This window comes from Gordonia cholesterolivorans, assembly GCF_039531975.1.
In the GTDB taxonomy this organism is placed as follows: domain Bacteria; phylum Actinomycetota; class Actinomycetes; order Mycobacteriales; family Mycobacteriaceae; genus Gordonia; species Gordonia sihwensis.
In genome coordinates, this window is the sequence record NZ_BAAARB010000007.1 from 112,514 (window position 1) to 131,902 (window position 19,389).

Consider the following 19,389-nt stretch of genomic DNA (forward strand, 5'->3'; position numbering starts at 1 on the left):
TCGCTTCGGCTACTGTGGCTCGCCTTTTCGGCACCGACGGCGTCCGAGGCCGGGCCAACGACCAGCTCACCGCAGAGCTGGCGTTGGCCCTGGCCTCGGCCGCCGTTCGCGTTCTCGGTGCAAACGCTCGTTCCCGTCCGCGCGTCGTCGTCGGACGTGACCCCCGCGCCTCCGGCGAACTCCTGGAGGCCGCGCTGTGCGCCGGTCTGGCCGCGGCGGGCGCCGACGCCATCCGGGTGGGAGTGGTCCCCACCCCGGCCGTCGCCTTTCTGACGGCTGACTATCGGGCGGATTTCGGAGTGATGATCTCCGCCTCGCACAATCCCATGCCCGACAACGGCATCAAGTTCTTCGCCGCGGGCGGCCACAAACTCCCCGACGACGTCGAGGACGAGATCGAGGCGGCGATGCACGCCGACCAGCCCCGTCCCACCGGCGCCGGTGTGGGCCGGATCCGCGACGCCCAGGACGCCGCCGAACGCTACCTCGCTCATCTGGCCGAGTCGGTCCCGACCTCGCTCGACGGGTTGACGCTCGTGGTCGACTGCGCACACGGTGCGGCGTCCCATGTGGCTCCCCGCGCGTATGAGGCCGCCGGCGCCAAGGTCATCGCGATCCACGCCGAGCCCGACGGCCTCAACATCAACGACGGGTGCGGCTCCACGCACATGGACAAACTGCAGGCCGCCGTCCTGGAGTACGGCGCCGACCTCGGCCTGGCCCACGACGGTGACGCCGACCGCTGCCTGGCGGTCGACTCGACCGGTTCGGTGGTCGACGGCGACCGGATCATGGCGATCCTGGCGCTGGCGATGCACGAGGCGGGCCACCTGACCGACGGCGTCCTCGTGGCCACCGTCATGAGCAACCTCGGCCTGCACCTGGCGATGAAGAGCGCGGGAATCGAGCTCAAGGTGACGGGCGTGGGCGACCGTTACGTCCTCGAGGAACTGCGCTCGGGCGGTTACGCCCTCGGCGGTGAGCAGTCCGGCCACATCGTGGTCCCGGCCGTCGGAACCACCGGCGACGGAGTGCTCACCGGCCTCATGCTCGCCGCGCGGGTGGCGCAGACCGGACAGCGCTTGGCCGATCTGGCCGGGGTGATGACGGTTCTGCCGCAGGAGCTCATCAACGTCCCCGTCTCCGACAAACACGCCGTCGCGGTCGCCGAAGAGGTGCTCAGCGCGGTGGCGGCCGCCGAGTCCGAACTGGACGGATGCGGGCGCATCCTGCTGCGTCCGTCGGGAACCGAGCAACTCGTCCGGGTGATGGTGGAGGCGCAGACCCCCGAGTCGGCGCGCGGAATCGCCGAACGCGTGGCCGCTGTGGTCGCGGGCGTCTGACCAGCACCCCGCGATAGACACGCCCGACCCGGTCGGGGACGCGACGTTTTCGGCGTGTCGCGGAACCGTGCGGGCGGCGCGTGCGTCCAATAGGCATGGACGCCGGAAGCAATGACTCGATCCACGTCGATCTGGACCAACTCGCGGACTTCACCGCCGCCCAGCAGCACATCGTGACGACGCTCGCGGAATGCGCCGCGGAACTCGACGGCGGCGGGATGTGCGACTGGGCCGATCATGGTCCGCCGCGTCGTGCGGCGGACGCGACGCTGGACCGGCTCCTCGATCTCGCCGCCCGGCTCCGTGGCTGCGGAGTCGCGGTGGACGCGGTGGCCGCGGATCTGGGGCGGGCCGGTGCGGCGTTCGCCGACGCGGAGTCGGCCGCGGCGTCGTGGGCGACGGGCCGGCCGGCATGACGGGCTCGTGCGCGGACGGTTTCGCGACGGTGATCGCCGTCTGCCGGGAACTGGGCCTGACCGCGGTGGACGAGGCGGCCGTACGCCGGCCTCATTCAGCGGTGGACGAGTTCCGGATGCCGGCATTCGTGGCGGATGCGCAACGGTTGAGCGACCTGGCAGACCGCCTCGCCCGCGCGGCGGGAGCAGCGGGTGCGACGGCGACGACGGTCGGGGAATGGTCCGGCAGATCCGGACACGCGGCGGGCAGCGCGGTACGGGTGGTGGCAGGCGACGTCGCCGATCTGCGGAGCCGGCTGACGCAGGGGGCGGCCGTGACCACCCACGCAGCTCAGGTCCTCGAAGAGGTGCTCGCACGCCACGCAGCGGTACTGGAGACGGTGTCCCGTCCCAGGCTGGGCGGGGTGGACCTCGACGCGGTACCTGCCGCTCTGAATGCCGGCGCGGTCACCGAAGGCGAACTGCGAGCCGAAGTGCATGCGCGTCTTGACTACGCCGACTCCGCGGGGTCGCTGGCCGCCGACGCCATCGCCGCAGCCCTCGCAGAGGTGGCCTCGGCATGGACGACCGACACCGGTTCGGCAGGCGAGCTCGTACTGGCGGATCTGCGGTGACGTCCCCGGAGAACCGACTCGAGGCATTGTCCGCCGAATCCGCGAGCGGGTTCGAACAGGCCGGCCGACGCTACCGCGACCGTTTGGCAGCGGCGGCGCCCGCACCGCGCGAGGATCCGGTGCGCGTCCAGCGGCTCCGCGCCCGGCTGCGCGCCGACGCCGATGCGGCCGACGCCGTGCTCGGGCGGCTGATGCTGGCCGCAGGACTCGACGCGGCGCGGCCGCGCACGCGCGGACGGTGATCGCTCGGCACCGAGTCCCTATCCGCGATCGATGTCATAGGGTGGGAGCCGTGTTCGGGAACAACAAGGTCGTGGCGCCTCCGCCCGACAAGCTGATGAAGGAACTCGCGCGCCGCGGACCCAACAAGGTCGATCGCGGCGATCTCGGGATAGTCGGCATGTCCGGTCAGATCTTCGCACCGCGCACCGGCAGCGACCTTCCGGCAGTGGCGTTCGCGCACGGCTGGCTGGTGGGAAGTGCCCGCTACCGGGATCTGCTGTTCCACCTCGCCTCATGGGGCATCGTGGCGGCCGCGCCCGACGGCAGCCGGGGCCCGTTCCCGTCCGACATCTCCCTGGGCACCGACCTGCGCGCCGCGGCGACCGTCGCCGGCAGCGTGCAACTCGGCACCGGCCGGGTCCGCGTCGATCCGAACCGGATCGGGCTCGCCGGACACGGGTTCGGTGCCGCCGCCGCGGTCCGGGCCGCATCCGACGCCGTGCTGCTGGGCAGGCCGCCGATGAACGTCAAGGCGCTGGCGACCGTGTTCCCCGCGCCCACCACCGCCGACCTGCCTGCCGCGGCCGCGACCGTCCGGGTGCCGTCGCTGGTGCTGGCAGGCAGCGGACACCTGGCGTCGATGACCGGCAACGCACTCGACCTGGCGGAGAACGTCGCAGGCGATGTGGTGTTGCGCACACTCCCCGGAGCGGACGCGGGCGACCTCGTCGAGACGCCCTCGGTCAAGTCCCTCATCGGCATCAACGGCGCCGATCGAGCCGTACACAAGGCGGTTCGGGCGCAGCTGACCGGCTTCTTCCTGCATCGGCTGACCGGCGACGAGAAGTACGCCGCCTTCTCCGACCCCGAGCTCACCATGGGCGACGCGCTCGCCGTCGACCTCGAGTCCGCCGACCGTCCCGAACTGGACACCGTGTCCCAGTTGCTCGGCGCTAAACCACGCTCCGCCTGACGCTATTCTTGGTACCCATGTGTGGAATCGTGGGATATGTGGGCAAGCGCGACGCGCTCGACATCGTCGTGGACGCCCTCCGCCGGATGGAGTACCGCGGCTACGATTCGGCCGGCGTGGCGATCCTGGACGGCAACGGTGCGGTGACGGTCGAGAAGAAGGCCGGCCGGCTGGAGAACCTCGACAAGCAGATCGCTGAAGTCGGCCGTGCGGCGCTCACCGGTCACACCGGTATGGGCCACACGCGCTGGGCCACGCACGGTCAACCGACCGATCGCAATGCGCACCCGCACCTCAGCACCGACCACAAGATCGCCGTCGTGCACAACGGGATCATCGAGAACTACGCGCCGCTGCGTGCCGAACTCGAAGACTCCGGCATCGAATTCTCCTCCGACACCGACACCGAGACCGCGGTGCATCTGATGGAGCGCGAATACGCGTCGGGCCGGCACGCGGGCGACTTCGTGGCCGCCGCGTACGCCACGCTGCGGCGTCTGGAGGGCGCCTTCACCCTGGTCTTCACCCACGCCGACCACCCGGACACCATCGTCGCCGCACGCCGGTCCACCCCGCTGGTCGTCGGGGTCGGCGACGGCGAGATGTTCGTGGCCTCCGACGTGACGGCGTTCATCGAGCACACCCGCGACGCGATCGAACTCGGCCAGGACGAGGTCGTGGTCATCACCGCTGACACCTATGCGGTCACCGACTTCGACGGCAACCCGACCGGCGGCACCCCGTTCCACATCGACTGGGACCTGGCCGCCGCGGAGAAGGGCGGCTACGACTACTTCATGCTCAAAGAGATCGCCGAGCAGCCCGCGGCGCTCTCGGACACCCTGATCGGTCACCTCCGCAACGGCCGGATCGTGCTCGACGAACAGCGCCTGAGCGATCAGGACCTGCGCGACGTCGACAAGGTCTTCGTCGTCGCCTGCGGCACCGCCTACCACGCCGGACTGATCGCCAAGTACGCGATCGAGCACTGGACCCGACTGCCCGTCGAGGTGGAACTCGCCAGCGAGTTCCGCTACCGCGACCCGGTGCTCGACCGGTCGACGCTGGTGGTGGCGATCAGCCAGTCCGGCGAGACCGCCGACACCCTGGAGGCCGTACGCCACGCCAAGGACCAGAAGGCCCGCGTCCTGGCGATCTGCAACACCAACGGCGCGCAGATCCCGCGCGAATCGGACGCCGTGCTCTACACCCACGCCGGCCCCGAGATCGGGGTCGCGTCCACCAAGTGCTTCCTCGCGCAGATCGCCGCGGCCTACATGGTGGGCCTCGCACTGGCCCAGGCCGTCGGTACCAAGTACGCCGACGAGGTGACACGCGAGTTCGAGGCACTGGAACAGATCCCGGCCGCGGTCGAGAAGGTGCTCGAGCAGATGGAGCCCGTCCGAGAGCTCGCCCGCGGCCTCGCCTCGGCCGACACGATCCTGTTCCTCGGCAGGCACGTCGGCTACCCGGTGGCGCTGGAAGGCGCGCTCAAACTGAAAGAACTCGCGTACATCCACGCCGAGGGTTTCGCGGCCGGCGAGCTGAAGCACGGCCCGATCGCCCTGATCGAAGACGGGCTGCCGGTGATCGTGGTGATGCCGTCCCCCGAGGGCCGGGCCCTGCTGCACTCCAAGATGATCAGCAACATCCGCGAGATCCAGGCGCGCGGTGCCCGGACGATCGTGATCGCCGAGGCCACGGACACGGCGGCGGCGGAGGTCGCCGACCATCTGATCCCGATCCCGCACACCGCGACCCTCCTGCAGCCGCTGGTCTCGACGGTCCCGTTGCAGGTGTTCGCAGCCACCGTCGCCCAGGCGCGGGGCTACGACGTCGACAAGCCGCGGAACCTGGCCAAGTCCGTCACCGTCGAATAGCGATGAGGACCTCGTGGTGACCGGCTACTACACCGCCGCGCAGATCCGGGACGCCGAAGCCGCGACCGGCGATCTGCTCAGCGGCGGTGTGCTGATGGCCCGTGCCGCGAATGCGGTGGCGGCGCAGGTGAGCGCCGAACTGCGCGAGCGGACCGGCGGCGTCTACGGCCGGCGGGTGCTGCTGGTGGTCGGCGCGGGAAACAACGGCGGCGACGCGCTCTACGCCGGAGTTCGTCTGCGGCGGCGCGGCGTCCGAGTCGACGCACTCCTGCTCGATCCCGATCACGCGCACGGTGCGGGCCTGGCGGCGTTCCGGCGCGCCGGCGGCCGCGTGAGCGCCACCGTGCCGGACGAACTCGACATCGCCGTCGACGCCGTGGTGGGGCTCGGCGGCCGCGGCCCGCTGCGACCGCCGGCTGCGGAGGTCTTCGCGCGGATCGCGGACACGGGCGCGGCGGTGCTCTCCGTCGACCTTCCGTCCGGCGTCGATCCCGACACCGGCGTGGTGAACACACCGTCGGTGCGGGCCGACGTGTGCGTGACCTTCGGGGCGCCGAGGCTCGCCCACCTGCTCGCCGCGCCGGCCTGCGGCCGGGTGGTGGTGGCCGACATCGGCATCCCGGTACCGGCTGCACAGGTGACCAGTCCGAGCGATGCGGAGGTGGCCGCGCTGTGGCCGCTTCCCGGGCCGGGCGACGACAAATACTCGCAGGGCGTGGTCGGCGTGATCGCCGGGTCCGCGGTGTTCCCGGGGGCTGCGGTGCTCGCCACCTCGGCCGCGGTGGCCGCGACATCGGGCATGACCCGCTACGTCGGTCCGGCGGTCGACGAGGTGCTGGCGAAGTCGCCGGAGGTGGTCGCGGCGTCCACCGTCGCCGATGCCGGGCGAGTCCAGGCGTGGGCGATCGGCCCCGGAATCGGCACGGGTGAGCAAGCACACGATCTGCTGGCAGATGTGCTCGGGACCGACCTTCCGACACTGATCGACGCCGACGGGCTCACCGTGCTGGCGCGTGCGCCCGAGCTTCTGGCGGATCGGACCGCACCGACGCTGCTGACGCCGCACGCCGGGGAGTTCGCCCGGCTCGCCGGAGCCGAACCGGGGCCGGACCGGCTGAGCGCAGTGCGCGGCCTGGCCGAGAGGCTCGGGGTGACGGTGCTGCTCAAGGGCCGGATCACCCTGGTGGCCGACCCGGACGGTCGGGTCAGCGGCAACGACGCGGAGTCGTCCTGGGCCGCGACCGCCGGGGCGGGCGACGTGCTCACCGGCATCGCCGGATCGTTGTTGGCGGCGGGACTCCCCGCTCGTTCGGCCGGCGTCTGCGCGGCCCGCGTGCACGCGCGCGCCGCCGCGCTCGCGAGCGGAGGAGCGCCGATCAGCGCCGCCGCGTTGCGCGACGCGGTCGCGCCGACGCTCCGCCGTCTGCTGGATTTGCGAGAATAGGTGCGATGGACTCGCACGCTAACCTCTACGCCACTGTCGATCTCGACGCCATCGCCCACAATGTGGGCGTCCTGCGGGAGCGCTCGGGCTCCGATGTGATCGCGGTGGTCAAAGCCGATGGCTACGCGCACGGGGCGGTCGCCGTCGGCCGCACCGCGCTCGGAGCGGGTGCCATCGCGCTCGGTGTGGCGCAGATCAGCGAGGCCCGCGCACTGCGCGCCGCCGGCATCGACGGGCACCTGATCGCCTGGCTGCACACCGCGGAGGCCGATTTCGCCGGGGCGATCGCCGACGGGATCGACATCGCCGTCTCCTCGCCTCGGCAACTGGAGCTGGTGCTGGCGCAGGCGCGCAGACTCGGCCGGACCGCCACGGTGACGGTGAAGCTCGACACCGGGCTCGCGCGCAGCGGCGTCAGCCCGGAGGAATGGGCGCAGACCGCCGACGCGGTGGCTGCCGCATGTGCGGAGGGCGCGATCAGCCTGCACGGTGTGATGTGTCATCTCGCCTTCGGCGACGTGCCCGACCATCCGCTCAACTCACAGCAGGCGCAGCGTGTCGACGATGCCGTCGCCGACCTGCGTGCGCGCGGCGTACGGCCGCAGCTGGTGCACATCGCGAACTCTCCGGCGGCGCTCACCCGGCCCGACCTGGCGCGCGACGCGGTCCGTCCGGGACTGTCGATCTACGGCTACTCGCCGGTCCCGGACATCGGCGACTTCGGGCTGATTCCGGCGATGACGCTGGAGACGCGGATCTCGCTGGTCAAGAAGATTCCGGCCGGGCAGGGCGTCTCCTACAACCACACGTGGGTCGCTCCCGCCGACACCGTTCTCGGCGTGGTGCCCGCGGGCTACGCGGACGGAGTTCCGCGCCTGCTGTCCGGCCGGTTCGGCGTGCACGTGAACGGCCGGATCTTCCCGAACGTCGGGCGGGTCTGCATGGATCAGCTGGTGATCGACCTCGGACCGGACGGCGGCGGCGTCGCCGAGGGCGACCGGGCCGTGCTGTTCGGACCCGCGGGCGCCGCGGGCGGCGCGCCGGTGCCGACCGCGACCGACTGGGCCGACACCATCGGCACGATCGATTACGAGATCATCTCCCGAATCGGTTCGCGCGCGGTGCGACGGTATGTCGGCGGTCCCGGGGGAGACGTCGATGCCTGACCGCGAGCGTGCGAAGCCGCGACGGAAGGCCGCATGGCGCTCGGGATTGTCGGAGGCGCGCTCGCTCGGCGCGGTGACGGCGGGCGGCGCGTTCCGCCGCCGCAAGCTCCGCAAGGCCGACGGGCGGATCGATCCGCACGCGGGCGTCGATTTCAAAGCGATCTACGCCGACGAAGCTGCGACGGTCACCGCCGACGACGGCGTGTGTCTCGCGGTCCGCACGGTGCTCACCGGCGGTCCCGACGTGCGCGGCGACCGCAAGTGGGGGCGCACCGCGACGCCCGAGCTGACCGTGGTCTTCGTGCACGGGTTCACCCTGCGGATGGCGGCCTGGCACTTCCAGCGGTTCGGTCTCGCCGAGCGCTGGGCGGGCAGGCACATCAAGATGGTCTTCTACGACCAGCGCGGCCACGGAGCGAGCGACCCGGCGTCCGCCGAAAGCTCTACGATGGCGCAGCTCGGCGACGACCTCGCCGCGGTGATCCGCACGATGGCGCCGACCGGACCGGTGGTTCTGGTGGGCCATTCGATGGGCGGGATGTCGATCATGTCGTTCGCGCGACGTCATGCGCGGATGTTCTCTCACAGCGGTCGCATCGCGGGCGTCGCACTGGTCTCCACGGCGGCCAGGGGCATCACCGAGGCCGGGCTCGGCGAAGGACTCAACAACCCGATCGTCGATGCGCTGCGCCTGTCGGTCCGCTACATCCCGGGCGCCGTGCAGGCCGGCCGGGGGATCACGCGCCGGGCGGTGGAACCGGTGCTCGTCGCGGCGAGTTTCGGCCACGACCACTACAGCCCGCGCGCCGGCCACGCCGTCGAGTCGATGATTCAGAACACGTCGATCGCGACCATGGTGAACTTCCTGCACGTCTTGGAGAGCCACGACGAGGCGACGGCGCTGCCGGTGCTCGCTCAGGTACCGACGGTGGTGATGTGCGGCGACGAGGACCGGCTGACGCCGCTGCCGAACTCACTGAGCATGTACGGACAGCTCGGTCACGACTCCCGCATGGTCATCGCGGAGGGCTGCGGGCACATGCTCCCCATGGAGGACCCGGAGCTGGTCACCGACGCCATCGACGACCTGGTCTCGCGGTCGCGCCTGGCGCTGGGCCGGCCGGTGCTGCCGTGGCGGCTCTCCGGCCGCGCGCGTTCGGACAAGCACGCACGATCGGAGCGACAGGGATGACGCCGCAGCGCACCTCCGGAACCCGCGACCTGCCCGAGGTGGCCGACACCGAAGACCTCGGCCGCGAGCTCGCCGCCGACCTCGGCCCGGGGGATCTGGTGATCCTCGACGGTCCGCTCGGTGCGGGGAAGACGGCGCTGACGCGCGGTATCGCCGCGGGGCTCGGCGTGGCCGGCCGTGTCTCGTCGCCGACCTTCATCATCGCCCGTCAGCACGCTCCCGGCGTGCCCGGCGGCACCGGCCTGGTCCACGTCGACGCCTACCGGCTGGGCGGCCTGGACGATCTGGACGCCCTCGATCTCGACACCGACCTCGACGACAGCGTGGTCGTGGTCGAATGGGGCGAAGGCGTCGTGGAGCGACTCGTCGACGAATACCTCATCGTCCGGCTGCGCCGCGACGACGACACCGAGACACGACATGCGACCTGGGAGTGGGTGAACCGATGACCGCGCAGCCGCCGATTCGGGCTCTGGCGCTGGACACCGCGACTTCCGCCGTGGTGACCGGCGTGGTGGAACTGCGCGACGAGGGGCCCGTGACGCTCGCGGAGCGGATCGTGACCGATCAGCGCCGTCACGCCGAAGTGCTCACGACCCTGATGCGGGACGTGCTCGCCGAAGCGGGTGTGGCGGGCGACGCCCTCGACGCCGTGGTCGTCGGTTGCGGTCCCGGACCGTTCACCGGGCTGCGCGTCGGAATGGCAACCGGAGCGGCGTACGCCGACGCCCTCGGCCTTCCCGCCTACGGAGTGTACACCCTCGATGCGATCGACCGCGGCACGCCTGCGCCGGAGGCGGGGACGCGACTGGTGCTCACCGATGCCCGTCGCCGCGAGGTGTACTGGGCGCTGTACGAGGCCGGTCGGCGTGTCGCGGGACCGGCCGTCGACTCACCCGACACGCTGGTCGCGGAACTGGCGGGGCGCACGCTCTCCGACGTGGTGGGGGAGAGCAGATTCACCGAGCGCTTCGGCGCGGCGGGCGCCGACCTGGTCACACCGACCCCGGCCTCGCTGGTCGCCGTCGCCGCCGAGCGACTCACCGCTCGGGCTCCGGCCGAGCCTCTGACGCCGTTGTACCTGCGCCGCCCGGACGCCGTCGAACTCAAGGACCAGAAGCGCAAGTCGCTGCTGCCCTCGGCGACACATGAGTGAGGGCCCCGGCCCGGTCGTCGACGAACTGACTCCCTCCGACCTGGCCCGATGCGCCGAGATCGAGCGGGAACTCTTCGCCACGGATTCGCCGTGGCCGCTGACCGGCTTCGTCGCCGAACTGCGGGCGCCGCACAACACCTACTTCGCGGTGCGCACCGCCCCGGGCACCCCGGTCTCCGGCTACGCGGGTATCAGCGTGCTGGGCCGTGCCGGCGACCACGAGTGCGAGGTGCACACCATCGCGGTCGACGCCGCCTGCCAGGGGCGCGGCTACGGGCGGGCTCTGCTCGAGGAGTTGCTGCGGGTTGCCGACGCCGTCCACGCGCCGGTATTCCTGGAGGTGCGCACCGACAACGTCCCGGCGATCGCGCTGTACGAGCGCAGCGGATTCGAGGTGGCGGGAGTGCGACGCAACTACTATCAGCCGTCCGGCGCGGACGCGTACACGATGGTGCGCGCCGCGCGCCGGGCCGGCGACGAACACAGCAACGACGGACACAGCGGCGACGAACACAGTAACGACGAACCGGGCAATCACCGGCCGGAAGGGCACGCGACCTCATGATCGTGATGGGTATCGAGAGCTCCTGCGACGAGACCGGAGTCGGTGTCGTCGAATGGGACGGCGAGACGGCGACGCTGCTGGCCGACGAAGTGGCATCGTCGGTGGACGAGCACGCGCGGTACGGTGGCGTGGTCCCGGAGGTCGCCTCGCGGGCCCACCTGCAGGCGATGGTCCCGACGATGCAGCGGGCGCGTGAGGCGGCCGGGATCGACCGGCCCGACGCCATCGCGGTGACGATCGGACCGGGACTCGCCGGAGCCCTGCTGGTCGGCGTCGCAGCGGCCAAGGCGTACGCGCTGGCCTGGGATGTGCCGCTGTACGCGGTCAATCACCTCGGCGGACATGTCGCGGTCGACACCCTCGAGCACGGTCCGATGCCGCCCGCGGTGGCGCTGCTGGTCTCCGGCGGGCACACGCATCTGCTCGGTGTGCAGAACCTGTCACAGCCGATCGTCGAAATGGGCACCACCGTCGACGACGCCGCGGGGGAGGCCTTCGACAAGGTGGCGCGGCTGCTGGATCTCGGCTACCCGGGTGGTCCCGCACTCGACGCGGCCGCCCGTGACGGCGATCCCGCCGCGATCGCGTTCCCGCGCGGCATGACCGGGCCCCGCGACGCGCCGTACGACTTCTCCTTCAGCGGTCTCAAGACGGCCGTCGCGCGATACGTGGAGGGCCGGGTCCGGTCGGGTGCCCCCGTGTCGGTGCCCGACGTCGCCGCGTCGTTCCAGGAGGCGGTCGCGGATGTGCTGACCGCCAAGGCGCTGCGCGCATGCCGTGATCGCGGCGTCGACACCCTGGTCTTGGGCGGCGGTGCGACCGCCAATTCGCGGATCCGGTCGCTCGCGGCCGAGCGGACCGCCGCCGCGGGTATCGAACTGCGCGTGCCGAAGCCGAGGTTGTGCACCGACAACGGCGTCATGGTCGCCACCCTGGGAGCCCACGTGATCGGCGGCGGCGCCCCTCCGTCGCCTCTCACCGTGGCGACCGATCCCGGGATGAGCGTGCAGATCAGCAAGCTCTGAGCTGCCGCGACCGGCTCGGACGCCGGGGCCCTTGATGTGCTGGCACTCTCATGGGTAGAGTGCTAGTTGGCATCCGAAATGCAGCGCCGCGGCACCCGCGACGACGTGGCAAAGCGACCCGGTGCCGCGAACTTCCCATCAGTTACATGAAGGAAAAGGAACTGACATCGTGGCGAGCGTGAACATCAAGCCGCTTGAGGACAAGATCCTCGTTCAGGCCGTCGAGGCTGAGACCACCACTGCTTCCGGCCTGGTCATCCCGGATTCGGCCAAGGAGAAGCCGCAGGAGGGCAAGGTCATCGCTGTCGGCGAAGGCCGCGTCACCGATCAGGGCAACCGTATCCCGGTCGACGTCAAGGAAGGCGACGTCGTCATCTACAGCAAGTACGGCGGCACCGAGATCAAGTACGCAGGTCAGGAATACCTGATCCTGTCGGCCCGCGACATCCTCGCGGTGGTCGGCTGACGCCAGTCGGCGGACAGACACAGATCAGCCCCGGTTGAGTTCGATCTCAACCGGGGCTGATCGCTGTCTGAGGCCCGATGTCCGGGGCGTTCGGGTATCTCGTACAGGGACCGGCGCTCCGGGACGCTCAGCCGGCCAGGCGCCGGGGATTGCGTCGCCGCATCAGATTCCGCTCGGACTCGGTGAGGCCGCCCCAGATCCCGTACGGCTCGTCCACACGCAGGGCGTGCGCACGGCACTGCTGCAGCACGGGGCAGTCGGCGCAGACCTGCTTGGCGCGCCGTTCGCGCTGCATCCGCGCCTGGCCGCGCTCACCCTCGGGGTGAAAGAAGACCGACGATTCGAGCCCTCGGCATCTGCCTTGCATCTGCCAGTCCCAGAAGTCGGAGTTGGGGCCGGGCAGTCTGTCGATTGTGGTCGTCAATCTTCGCTCCTGAATGAGAAACGCTCTTACCTACGACGCTCACGGTATGTGCGTCCGGAAAAGCGAGTCAACTCGTTCTCCGGTCTCGAATCACTGCGATTAAAAGCGAACAAGTGAACGCCCGGTGACGTGACGGGGACCACGGCGGTCTCGGCGGGCGACGGACACTCCGACTCTATGGCGCCCTTTACCTGCGATTATGTTGATCGAGGGCGGAGGCGCCGGGCCGGTCGAACGCTGCGGCGCCTCGGTGGGAGGATGGACTGCAATCGTACGAAGGTTACGTCGGAGATAACGGGAGTTGTCGACTGCGGCAATTCTGCTTCCACGTGATCATCTTTTGTTAGTCGAAATGAAATCTTCATTCTGCGCGCAGGCGCCGGTAGTGAAAGGTGAATTGCGAATGTCGGATCAGTGGAACGACGCATTCGGCGTCGACGCACCGCCGGAGTGTCCGCCGGGGGGCGATCGCTGGGCTCGTGCGGTTCGGCTCGGGGCGCTCGGCAGGGCCGCCGCGGCGCGTGCGCTGATCGCCGACCTGCTCGCCGATCCGGCCACCGGCGCCGGGGTCACCGCACTGGCACTGGCGACTCGCGCGTCGCTCACGCGGCAGGCCGGTGGGCACGGGTACGCGCGAGCCGATGACGGTGCGGCACTGCGCGTCGCGGTGAGCGCGGGAGCGGAGGAGGGCCGCTGGGCCGCCGTCGCTCGAGTGGACGCCCTCGTCGGGCTGGCCGCGGACGGGTTGGGGATCGGCGACTTCGCCGGCTCGGCCCGTCTCCTGGACCGTGCGGCGGCAGAATCGGCGGGCACAGTATCGAGGGCGGCCCGCGGGAACTGGGTGCTCGACGGCCGTCCGGCACTGCGCCTGGCGTGGGTGCGTACCGAACTGGCCCTGTACACCGGCCGGTCCGACGCCGCGGACCTCGCGGCGCGGGCGCTCGAGTTGTCCGCCGGGGCACCGTCGGTGCGCCATCGGCTCAAGACCGCACTGATCGCCGCTGCCGCCGACGCGGCCTCGGGCCGGGTCGAGGCGGCGGCGCAGACGGCGCGGAGCGTCGCAGGCGACTGCGCGGCGGCCGGACTGGCGCCGCTGGAGTGGGCAGCACGCAGCATGCTCGCCTCGTTCGCCGCCGACCGGGACGAGCAGAGCCGGGCGGCGGCCGCCATCCAGGAGAAACTCATCGGCCTGGGCATGGGCTTCGCGCCCTTGGCGGGTTCGGCGCACGCGGCTCGGTACGCTTGATTGATGACTGATCTAGGCGAACCACACGGCGCACCGCGGTCAGTAGTCTCCCGAATGCGTAACACCCGGGCACCTAAGCGGCGATGAAACTTACAGGTGATGCGTTGGGCCAGGCGGTCCGTGCGGCGGCCGATGGTGACCGCGCTGCGCTGACCTCAGTGCTCGACAGTGTGCGGGAACCAGTCCTGCGCTACTGCCGAGGACGAATCGGTGCCGGAGAACGACACTTGTTCTCCGCTGACGACGTGGCTCAGGAGGTGTTGATGGCGGTGATGACGGCGTTGCCCCGGTACGAAGACCAGGGGCGTCCCTTCATGGCGTTCGTCTATGGCATCGCCTCGCACAAGGTCGCCGATGCGATGCGTTCGGCGGCCCGCGTGAAGTCAGATCCGGTAGAAGACGTCCCCGACTCGCTCGACTTCTCGAACGGGCCGGAACAGGCTGCCCTCGAATCAGATGCCTCGAGGCAGATGCGAGATCTTCTCGGCACCCTTCCCGAGAAGCAACGCGAGATTCTGGTGCTTCGGCTCGTCGTCGGTCTCTCCGCTGAGGAGACCGCGGACATGGTCGGCAGCAGCCCGGGAGCGGTGCGAGTGGCACAGCATCGGGCGCTCACCAAGCTCAAGAAACTCATGACCCCAGGAGGTGAACGTCGATGACGGAGGACGAAATGCCTACCGGTCCCATCGACGTGGGCGCGGTGCACCACGACGACGAATTCATCGACGATCTCGCGGCAGGCAGGGCCGCCCGGATCGGCGACGACGCCGAGTACCGGCTCGCCGGTCTGCTCGCGCAGTGGCGCGCGGAGTCGTTGGCCGGGCCGGTTCCGAGCACGCCGACGATCGCCGACATCGAGACCGCCATCGCTCGGGCCAACGAGCGGGAGCGTCGCGGCGGACTGGCGCGCAGGCTCCGGGTGGTCTCGGGTGCCGCCGCCATCCTGGCGGTCGCCGGTGCCGGCCTGCTCGTGCTGTCGGAGGGATCGCAGCCCGGTGATCCGCTGTGGTCGGTGAAGCAGGTGGTGTTCTCCGAGCAGGCGCAGCAGACGCAGTCGCGGATGAACGCCGAGCAGAACATCGCCGAGGCCAAGAAGGCGCTCGCCGCGGGCGACACCGTCAAGGCCCGCGAATTGATCGCGAAGGCCGAGAAGGACATCGGCCCGCTCAAGGACAAGTCCGAGGCCGATCAACTGCGCAGCCTGATCGAGGACGTGCGCAGGCAGGACCCGAGTGCGCTGATTCCGCCGCTGTCGTCCCTGCCGTCGCTGCCGTTGCCGACCTCCGCCACCAGCCCCGACGTCCCGGACCCGACCGTGATGCTGAAGCCGCCGGGCTCCTCCAGCGGTTCGAGCAGCCCGAGCACCGCGCCGTCGACCACGCAGGAACCGTCCACGAGCAAGACGGACACGGACAAGCCGACGACCACCACGTCGTCGGCGACGGCGTCGGCGTCGGTGACGACCACCGCGCCGTCGGAGAGCATCCGCTGACCCGAGGGGCCGCGAGGTAGTCCGAACAGCGAGAGGGACCGTGATCGACGATCACGGTCCCTCGCGTGTGTTAGGAGTTCGTTCCCCTGCGGATCAGTAGCGTTCGTGATAGCGCAGTGAGGCGTCGGCGTACCCGCGGCAGTAATCCCAGGTGACGTAGTCGTCGGGCTCGGGATCCACTGCGGGCTCGTGCGGTCGGACCGTGCCGTCCACGAGCAATTGGCGCAGATTGGAGCGCAACATGTCCCAGTCGTGGTAGTGATCTTCGCGACAGTCCTCGCACATCACTACCAGGCCCCGCACACCGCGCGGCGCGAGGAGGCGTTCGTACACATCGAGGTCGGCGAGATCCTCTTCCACCGCGGTGCGTTCACCCTCGTCAAGAGGGATTCCCGGGTCGAGCGCGTCCAGGGCCGACGCAGGGTCGTTCGGGTCATCGGCGAAGGGGTCCGGCGGGAGTCCGGGGAACTGGTCATGCACGTCCTCCACCGTAGCCGATAACCGGGCGGACAGGCTTCCTCAATCCACAGCGGATACGATGTGCAGATGACGCAGGTTCGCACTGGTGGAGATGATCCCGACAAGGTCGCAATGCTCGGCCTCACCTTCGACGACGTACTGCTGCTCCCGGCGGCGTCGGATGTCGTCCCGAACGCCGTGGACACCTCGTCCAGGCTGACCCGGGAGATCACCCTCCGGGTCCCGCTCGTCAGTTCGGCGATGGACACCGTCACCGAGGCCCGGATGGCGATCGCGATGGCGCGCGCCGGCGGTATGGGCGTGCTGCACCGCAACCTCTCGATCGAGGCGCAGGCCGCCGCCGTCGAGACCGTGAAGCGCTCGGAAGCGGGCATGGTCACCAACCCGGTCACCTGTCTGCCGACCAACACGCTCGCCGAGGTCGACGCGATGTGTGCGCGGTACCGGATCTCGGGTCTGCCCGTCGTCGACGCGTCCGGCGATCTGGTCGGCATCATCACCAACCGCGACATGCGCTTCGAGGCCGACGAGACCCGGCCGGTGTCCGAGGTGATGACTCCCGCGCCGCTGATCACCGCGTCCGAGGGCGTCTCCGCCGAGGCGGCGCTCGGTCTGCTGCGCAGGCACAAGATCGAGAAACTGCCGATCGTCGACGGCAACGGCAAGCTGACCGGACTGATCACGGTCAAGGACTTCGTGAAGACCGAGCAGCACCCCGACGCCACCAAGGACGCCGACGGCCGGCTGCTGGTGGGCGCGGCCGTCGGAGCGGGCGACGAGGCGTGGAATCGCGCGCTCGCCCTCGCCGAGGTCGGCGTCGACGTGCTCGTGGTCGACAGCGCCCACGGCCACTCGCGCGGGGTGCTCGAGATGATCGCCAAGCTCAAGGCGGAGGTCGGCGGCCGCGTCCAGCTGATCGGCGGCAACGTCGCGACTCGGTCGGGTGCGCAGGCGCTCATCGACGCGGGCGTCGACGCGGTCAAGGTCGGCGTCGGCCCCGGCTCCATCTGCACCACCCGCGTCGTCGCGGGCGTCGGCGCGCCCCAGATCACCGCGATCCTCGAGGCCGTCGCCGCGTGCAAGGCGGCCGATGTCCCGGTGATCGCCGACGGCGGTCTGCAGTACTCGGGCGATGTCGCCAAGGCGCTGGCCGCCGGTGCCTCGACCGCCATGCTCGGCTCGCTGTTGGCGGGTACCGAGGAGTCGCCGGGTGAGTTGATCCTCGTCAACGGCAAGCAGTTCAAGAGCTACCGCGGCATGGGCTCGCTGGGTGCGATGCAGGGGCGTGGCCAGGGCAAGTCGTACTCCAAGGACCGCTACTTCCAGGACGACGTGCTCGCCGAGGACAAGCTGGTCCCCGAGGGCATCGAAGGTCGGGTGCCGTTCCGCGGACCGCTGTCACAGGTGATCCATCAGCTCACCGGCGGCCTCCGCGCGGCCATGGGCTACACGGGGTCGCAGACCATCGCCGACCTGCAGAACGCGCAGTTCGTGCAGATCACCGCGGCGGGTCTCAAGGAGTCGCACCCGCATGACATCACCCTCACCGCCGAGGCGCCCAACTACTATGCACGCTGAGCCGGTTTGCGGCGCGACCGCCGCAGCCCGCTCGCCTGAGTTTCCACTAGAAAGGCGCAATGGTGCGTGACCTCGTCGAATTCGGCATGGGCCGGACGGCTCGCCGAACGTACGAACTGGAAGACATCTCGATCATCCCGTCCCGGCGGACGCGGTCGTCGAAGAACGTCTCGACCGCATGGCAGATCGATGCATACCGCTTCGAATCGCCGATCCTGAACCATCCGACCGATGCGCTCGGCTCGCCGGAGTCGGCCATCGCGATGGGGAAGCTCGGTGCGCTCGGCGTGCTGAACGGCGAAGGCCTCTGGGCCCGCCACGAGCACGTCGAGGACAAGATCGCCGAGCTGGTCGAGATCGCGGAGAAGAATCCGGACCCGTCCGCGGCGATCCGTCGCCTGCAGGAGCTCCATCGCGCCCCGATCAACCTCGACCTGCTGTCGCAGGCCGTCGCCCGAGTGCGGGAGGCCGGTGTCACCACGGCGGTCCGGGTGAGCCCCCAGCACGCCCCCGAACTGACACCCGCGCTGATCAAGGCGGGCGCCGAGATTCTGGTGGTGCATGGCACGATCATCTCCGCCGAGCACGTGGTGCTGGTCGACCGCGGCCACGAGGACGGACTCGTCGCCGAACCGCTCAACCTGAAGACCTTCATCTCCGACCTCGACATCCCGGTGATCGCCGGAGGCGTGCACGACCACCGCACGGCACTGCATCTGATGCGTACCGGCGCCGCGGGCGTCATCGTCGGATACGGCTCCACGGAGGGATCCACCACGACCGGTGAGGTCCTCGGCATCGGGGTCCCGATGGCGACCGCGATCGCCGACGCGGCCGCGGCCCGTCGCGACTACCTCGACGAGACCGGTGGACGCTATGTGCACGTGATCGCCGACGGCGACATCCACACTTCAGGCGACCTCGCCAAGGCGATCGCGTGCGGTGCCGACGCCGCGGTGCTGGGCACACCGCTCGCCGCCGCCGACACCGCTCCGGGCCGCGGCTGGTTCTGGCCGTCGGCCGCGGCGCACCCCGACACTCCGCGCGGTGCGTTGCTGCAGGTGGCGATCGACGAGGAGCGGCCTTCCCTCGAGACCGTGCTGAACGGACCGTCCGACGATCCGGACGGCCTGCTGAACCTGGTCGGCGGCCTCCGCCGGTCCATGGCGAAGGCGGGTTACTCCGATCTCAAGGAGTTCCAGAAGGTCGGCCTCTCGGTCCGAGCCTGACCTCGCGACGCGGGCGTCGCCCACTCGGTGAGCCGAGACCCCGGAGTACCGGGGTCTCGGCTCTCTTGGTCTGCGACATGGTTGTGAACCGTCTTGAGTCGTTTCGGGCTGATACCGATCAGTTTCGGTGCCGGCGGCTGTCAATACTGGTGACAGCATCCGACGACAGGAGAACCGTCATGTCATTCCAGGCATACCTCGACACCATCGAGATCAAGACCGGGCACACCCCTCGCGAACTCGTCGAGCAGGCAGCCGAACGCGGTTTCGGCCCGGGCACCAAGGCCGGGCCGATTCTCGAATGGCTGAAGGACGAGTACGGGCTCGGCCGTGGACACGGCATGGCGCTGGTCCACGTCATCACCAAGGGGCCGAAGATCAGCGCGAAACACGTCGGGACGTCCGGCCCGCACCGCGATGCCAGCGACACGCTGTGGCTCGACGGGGCGGCGACGAACCCGTCACGCTGACGCGGGCG

Annotated in this window: 22 protein-coding genes; 20 read left to right on the forward strand and 2 right to left on the reverse strand. The window is 70.2% G+C overall.

The genetic code is table 11. The annotated features are described in order from the left end of the window. The first annotated feature begins 14 nt into the window (after positions 1 to 14). The 14 genes from glmM (at position 15) to groES (ending at position 12,462) form a co-directional block, all read left to right on the forward strand. The gene (gene glmM, locus ABFX36_RS08705; protein ID WP_062367114.1) at positions 15 to 1,343 is read left to right on the forward strand and encodes a phosphoglucosamine mutase; all 1,329 of its coding nucleotides are present in this window, start codon (positions 15 to 17) and stop codon (positions 1,341 to 1,343) included. Between the two features lie 95 nt (positions 1,344 to 1,438). Next, positions 1,439 to 1,759, forward strand: coding sequence for a hypothetical protein (locus ABFX36_RS08710; RefSeq protein WP_006897162.1), 321 nt, complete (start codon positions 1,439 to 1,441; stop codon positions 1,757 to 1,759). Further along, entirely contained in the window at positions 1,756 to 2,373 is a 618-nt protein-coding gene (locus ABFX36_RS08715) for a hypothetical protein (protein WP_346075951.1), read from the forward strand. Before ABFX36_RS08710 ends, ABFX36_RS08715 begins: the two co-directional genes overlap by 4 nt. Further along, positions 2,370 to 2,615: a hypothetical protein gene (locus ABFX36_RS08720; RefSeq protein WP_006897164.1), complete on the forward strand. Its 246-nt coding sequence runs from the start codon at positions 2,370 to 2,372 to the stop codon at positions 2,613 to 2,615. The genes ABFX36_RS08715 and ABFX36_RS08720 overlap by 4 nt, the downstream gene beginning before the upstream one ends. A gap of 50 nt (positions 2,616 to 2,665) precedes the next feature. Then, the gene (locus tag ABFX36_RS08725) at positions 2,666 to 3,568 is read left to right on the forward strand and encodes an alpha/beta hydrolase family protein (RefSeq protein ID WP_006897165.1); all 903 of its coding nucleotides are present in this window, start codon (positions 2,666 to 2,668) and stop codon (positions 3,566 to 3,568) included. Between the two features lie 17 nt (positions 3,569 to 3,585). Further along, positions 3,586 to 5,448 carry a glutamine--fructose-6-phosphate transaminase (isomerizing) gene (gene glmS, locus ABFX36_RS08730; RefSeq protein WP_045540802.1) on the forward strand — a complete coding sequence of 621 codons (1,863 nt, stop codon included), beginning with the start codon at positions 3,586 to 3,588 and terminating at the stop codon, positions 5,446 to 5,448. A 13-nt stretch (positions 5,449 to 5,461) separates the two neighbouring features. After that, positions 5,462 to 6,892, forward strand: a complete 1,431-nt coding sequence (locus ABFX36_RS08735; RefSeq protein WP_346075954.1) for an NAD(P)H-hydrate dehydratase — start codon at positions 5,462 to 5,464, stop codon at positions 6,890 to 6,892. Between the two features lie 5 nt (positions 6,893 to 6,897). Continuing rightward, positions 6,898 to 8,058 carry an alanine racemase gene (gene alr / locus ABFX36_RS08740; RefSeq protein ID WP_346075956.1) on the forward strand — a complete coding sequence of 387 codons (1,161 nt, stop codon included), beginning with the start codon at positions 6,898 to 6,900 and terminating at the stop codon, positions 8,056 to 8,058. Beyond that, a complete protein-coding gene (locus ABFX36_RS08745) occupies positions 8,051 to 9,250 on the forward strand; it encodes an alpha/beta fold hydrolase (RefSeq protein ID WP_346075958.1) in 1,200 nt (399 codons plus the stop codon). Before alr ends, ABFX36_RS08745 begins: the two co-directional genes overlap by 8 nt. Then, complete coding sequence (gene tsaE, locus ABFX36_RS08750; protein WP_006897170.1) at positions 9,247 to 9,699, forward strand: tRNA (adenosine(37)-N6)-threonylcarbamoyltransferase complex ATPase subunit type 1 TsaE; 453 nt, start codon at positions 9,247 to 9,249, stop codon at positions 9,697 to 9,699. The genes ABFX36_RS08745 and tsaE overlap by 4 nt, the downstream gene beginning before the upstream one ends. Next, a complete protein-coding gene (gene tsaB / locus ABFX36_RS08755; RefSeq protein ID WP_346075960.1) occupies positions 9,696 to 10,406 on the forward strand; it encodes a tRNA (adenosine(37)-N6)-threonylcarbamoyltransferase complex dimerization subunit type 1 TsaB in 711 nt (236 codons plus the stop codon). The genes tsaE and tsaB overlap by 4 nt, the downstream gene beginning before the upstream one ends. Then, on the forward strand, positions 10,399 to 10,971 hold the full coding sequence (gene rimI, locus ABFX36_RS08760) for a ribosomal protein S18-alanine N-acetyltransferase (protein ID WP_346075962.1): 573 nt from the start codon (positions 10,399 to 10,401) through the stop codon (positions 10,969 to 10,971). The genes tsaB and rimI overlap by 8 nt, the downstream gene beginning before the upstream one ends. Then, positions 10,968 to 11,996, forward strand: a complete 1,029-nt coding sequence (tsaD, locus tag ABFX36_RS08765; protein ID WP_006897173.1) for a tRNA (adenosine(37)-N6)-threonylcarbamoyltransferase complex transferase subunit TsaD — start codon at positions 10,968 to 10,970, stop codon at positions 11,994 to 11,996. Before rimI ends, tsaD begins: the two co-directional genes overlap by 4 nt. Before the next feature lie 169 nt (positions 11,997 to 12,165). After that, positions 12,166 to 12,462, forward strand: a complete 297-nt coding sequence (gene groES, locus ABFX36_RS08770) for a co-chaperone GroES (RefSeq protein WP_006897174.1) — start codon at positions 12,166 to 12,168, stop codon at positions 12,460 to 12,462. A 127-nt stretch (positions 12,463 to 12,589) separates the two neighbouring features. Here the strand turns inward: groES and ABFX36_RS08775 are convergent, their stop codons facing one another. Next, on the reverse strand, positions 12,590 to 12,829 hold the full coding sequence (locus ABFX36_RS08775) for a WhiB family transcriptional regulator (RefSeq protein WP_045540292.1): 240 nt from the start codon (positions 12,827 to 12,829) through the stop codon (positions 12,590 to 12,592). A 460-nt stretch (positions 12,830 to 13,289) separates the two neighbouring features. Here ABFX36_RS08775 and ABFX36_RS08780 point away from each other — a divergent pair, with 460 nt between their 5' ends. The 3 genes from ABFX36_RS08780 to ABFX36_RS08790 all read left to right on the forward strand — a co-directional run bounded on the left by ABFX36_RS08780 (position 13,290) and on the right by ABFX36_RS08790 (position 15,624). Further along, positions 13,290 to 14,132: a hypothetical protein gene (locus tag ABFX36_RS08780; protein WP_346075965.1), complete on the forward strand. Its 843-nt coding sequence runs from the start codon at positions 13,290 to 13,292 to the stop codon at positions 14,130 to 14,132. Positions 14,133 to 14,215: 83 nt separating this feature from the next. Next, positions 14,216 to 14,791 (forward strand): sigma-70 family RNA polymerase sigma factor, encoded by a 576-nt coding sequence (locus ABFX36_RS08785; RefSeq protein ID WP_006897177.1) that lies wholly within the window; start codon positions 14,216 to 14,218, stop codon positions 14,789 to 14,791. Next, the gene (locus tag ABFX36_RS08790) at positions 14,788 to 15,624 is read left to right on the forward strand and encodes an anti-sigma-D factor RsdA (protein ID WP_006897178.1); all 837 of its coding nucleotides are present in this window, start codon (positions 14,788 to 14,790) and stop codon (positions 15,622 to 15,624) included. The genes ABFX36_RS08785 and ABFX36_RS08790 overlap by 4 nt, the downstream gene beginning before the upstream one ends. Positions 15,625 to 15,717: 93 nt before the next feature. On the opposite strand, the gene ABFX36_RS08795 is transcribed toward ABFX36_RS08790, so the two are convergent. Beyond that, positions 15,718 to 16,104, reverse strand: coding sequence for a DUF5319 domain-containing protein (locus ABFX36_RS08795; RefSeq protein WP_039867726.1), 387 nt, complete (start codon positions 16,102 to 16,104; stop codon positions 15,718 to 15,720). Positions 16,105 to 16,170: 66 nt separating this feature from the next. Here ABFX36_RS08795 and guaB point away from each other — a divergent pair, with 66 nt between their 5' ends. The 3 genes from guaB (at position 16,171) to ABFX36_RS08810 (ending at position 19,381) form a co-directional block, all read left to right on the forward strand. Beyond that, a complete protein-coding gene (guaB, locus tag ABFX36_RS08800) occupies positions 16,171 to 17,682 on the forward strand; it encodes an IMP dehydrogenase (RefSeq protein WP_006897180.1) in 1,512 nt (503 codons plus the stop codon). A gap of 62 nt (positions 17,683 to 17,744) precedes the next feature. Continuing rightward, a complete protein-coding gene (locus tag ABFX36_RS08805) occupies positions 17,745 to 18,911 on the forward strand; it encodes a GuaB3 family IMP dehydrogenase-related protein (RefSeq protein WP_039867727.1) in 1,167 nt (388 codons plus the stop codon). Between the two features lie 179 nt (positions 18,912 to 19,090). After that, positions 19,091 to 19,381, forward strand: coding sequence for a DUF4287 domain-containing protein (locus tag ABFX36_RS08810; RefSeq protein ID WP_062367105.1), 291 nt, complete (start codon positions 19,091 to 19,093; stop codon positions 19,379 to 19,381). Positions 19,382 to 19,389 lie beyond the last annotated feature (8 nt).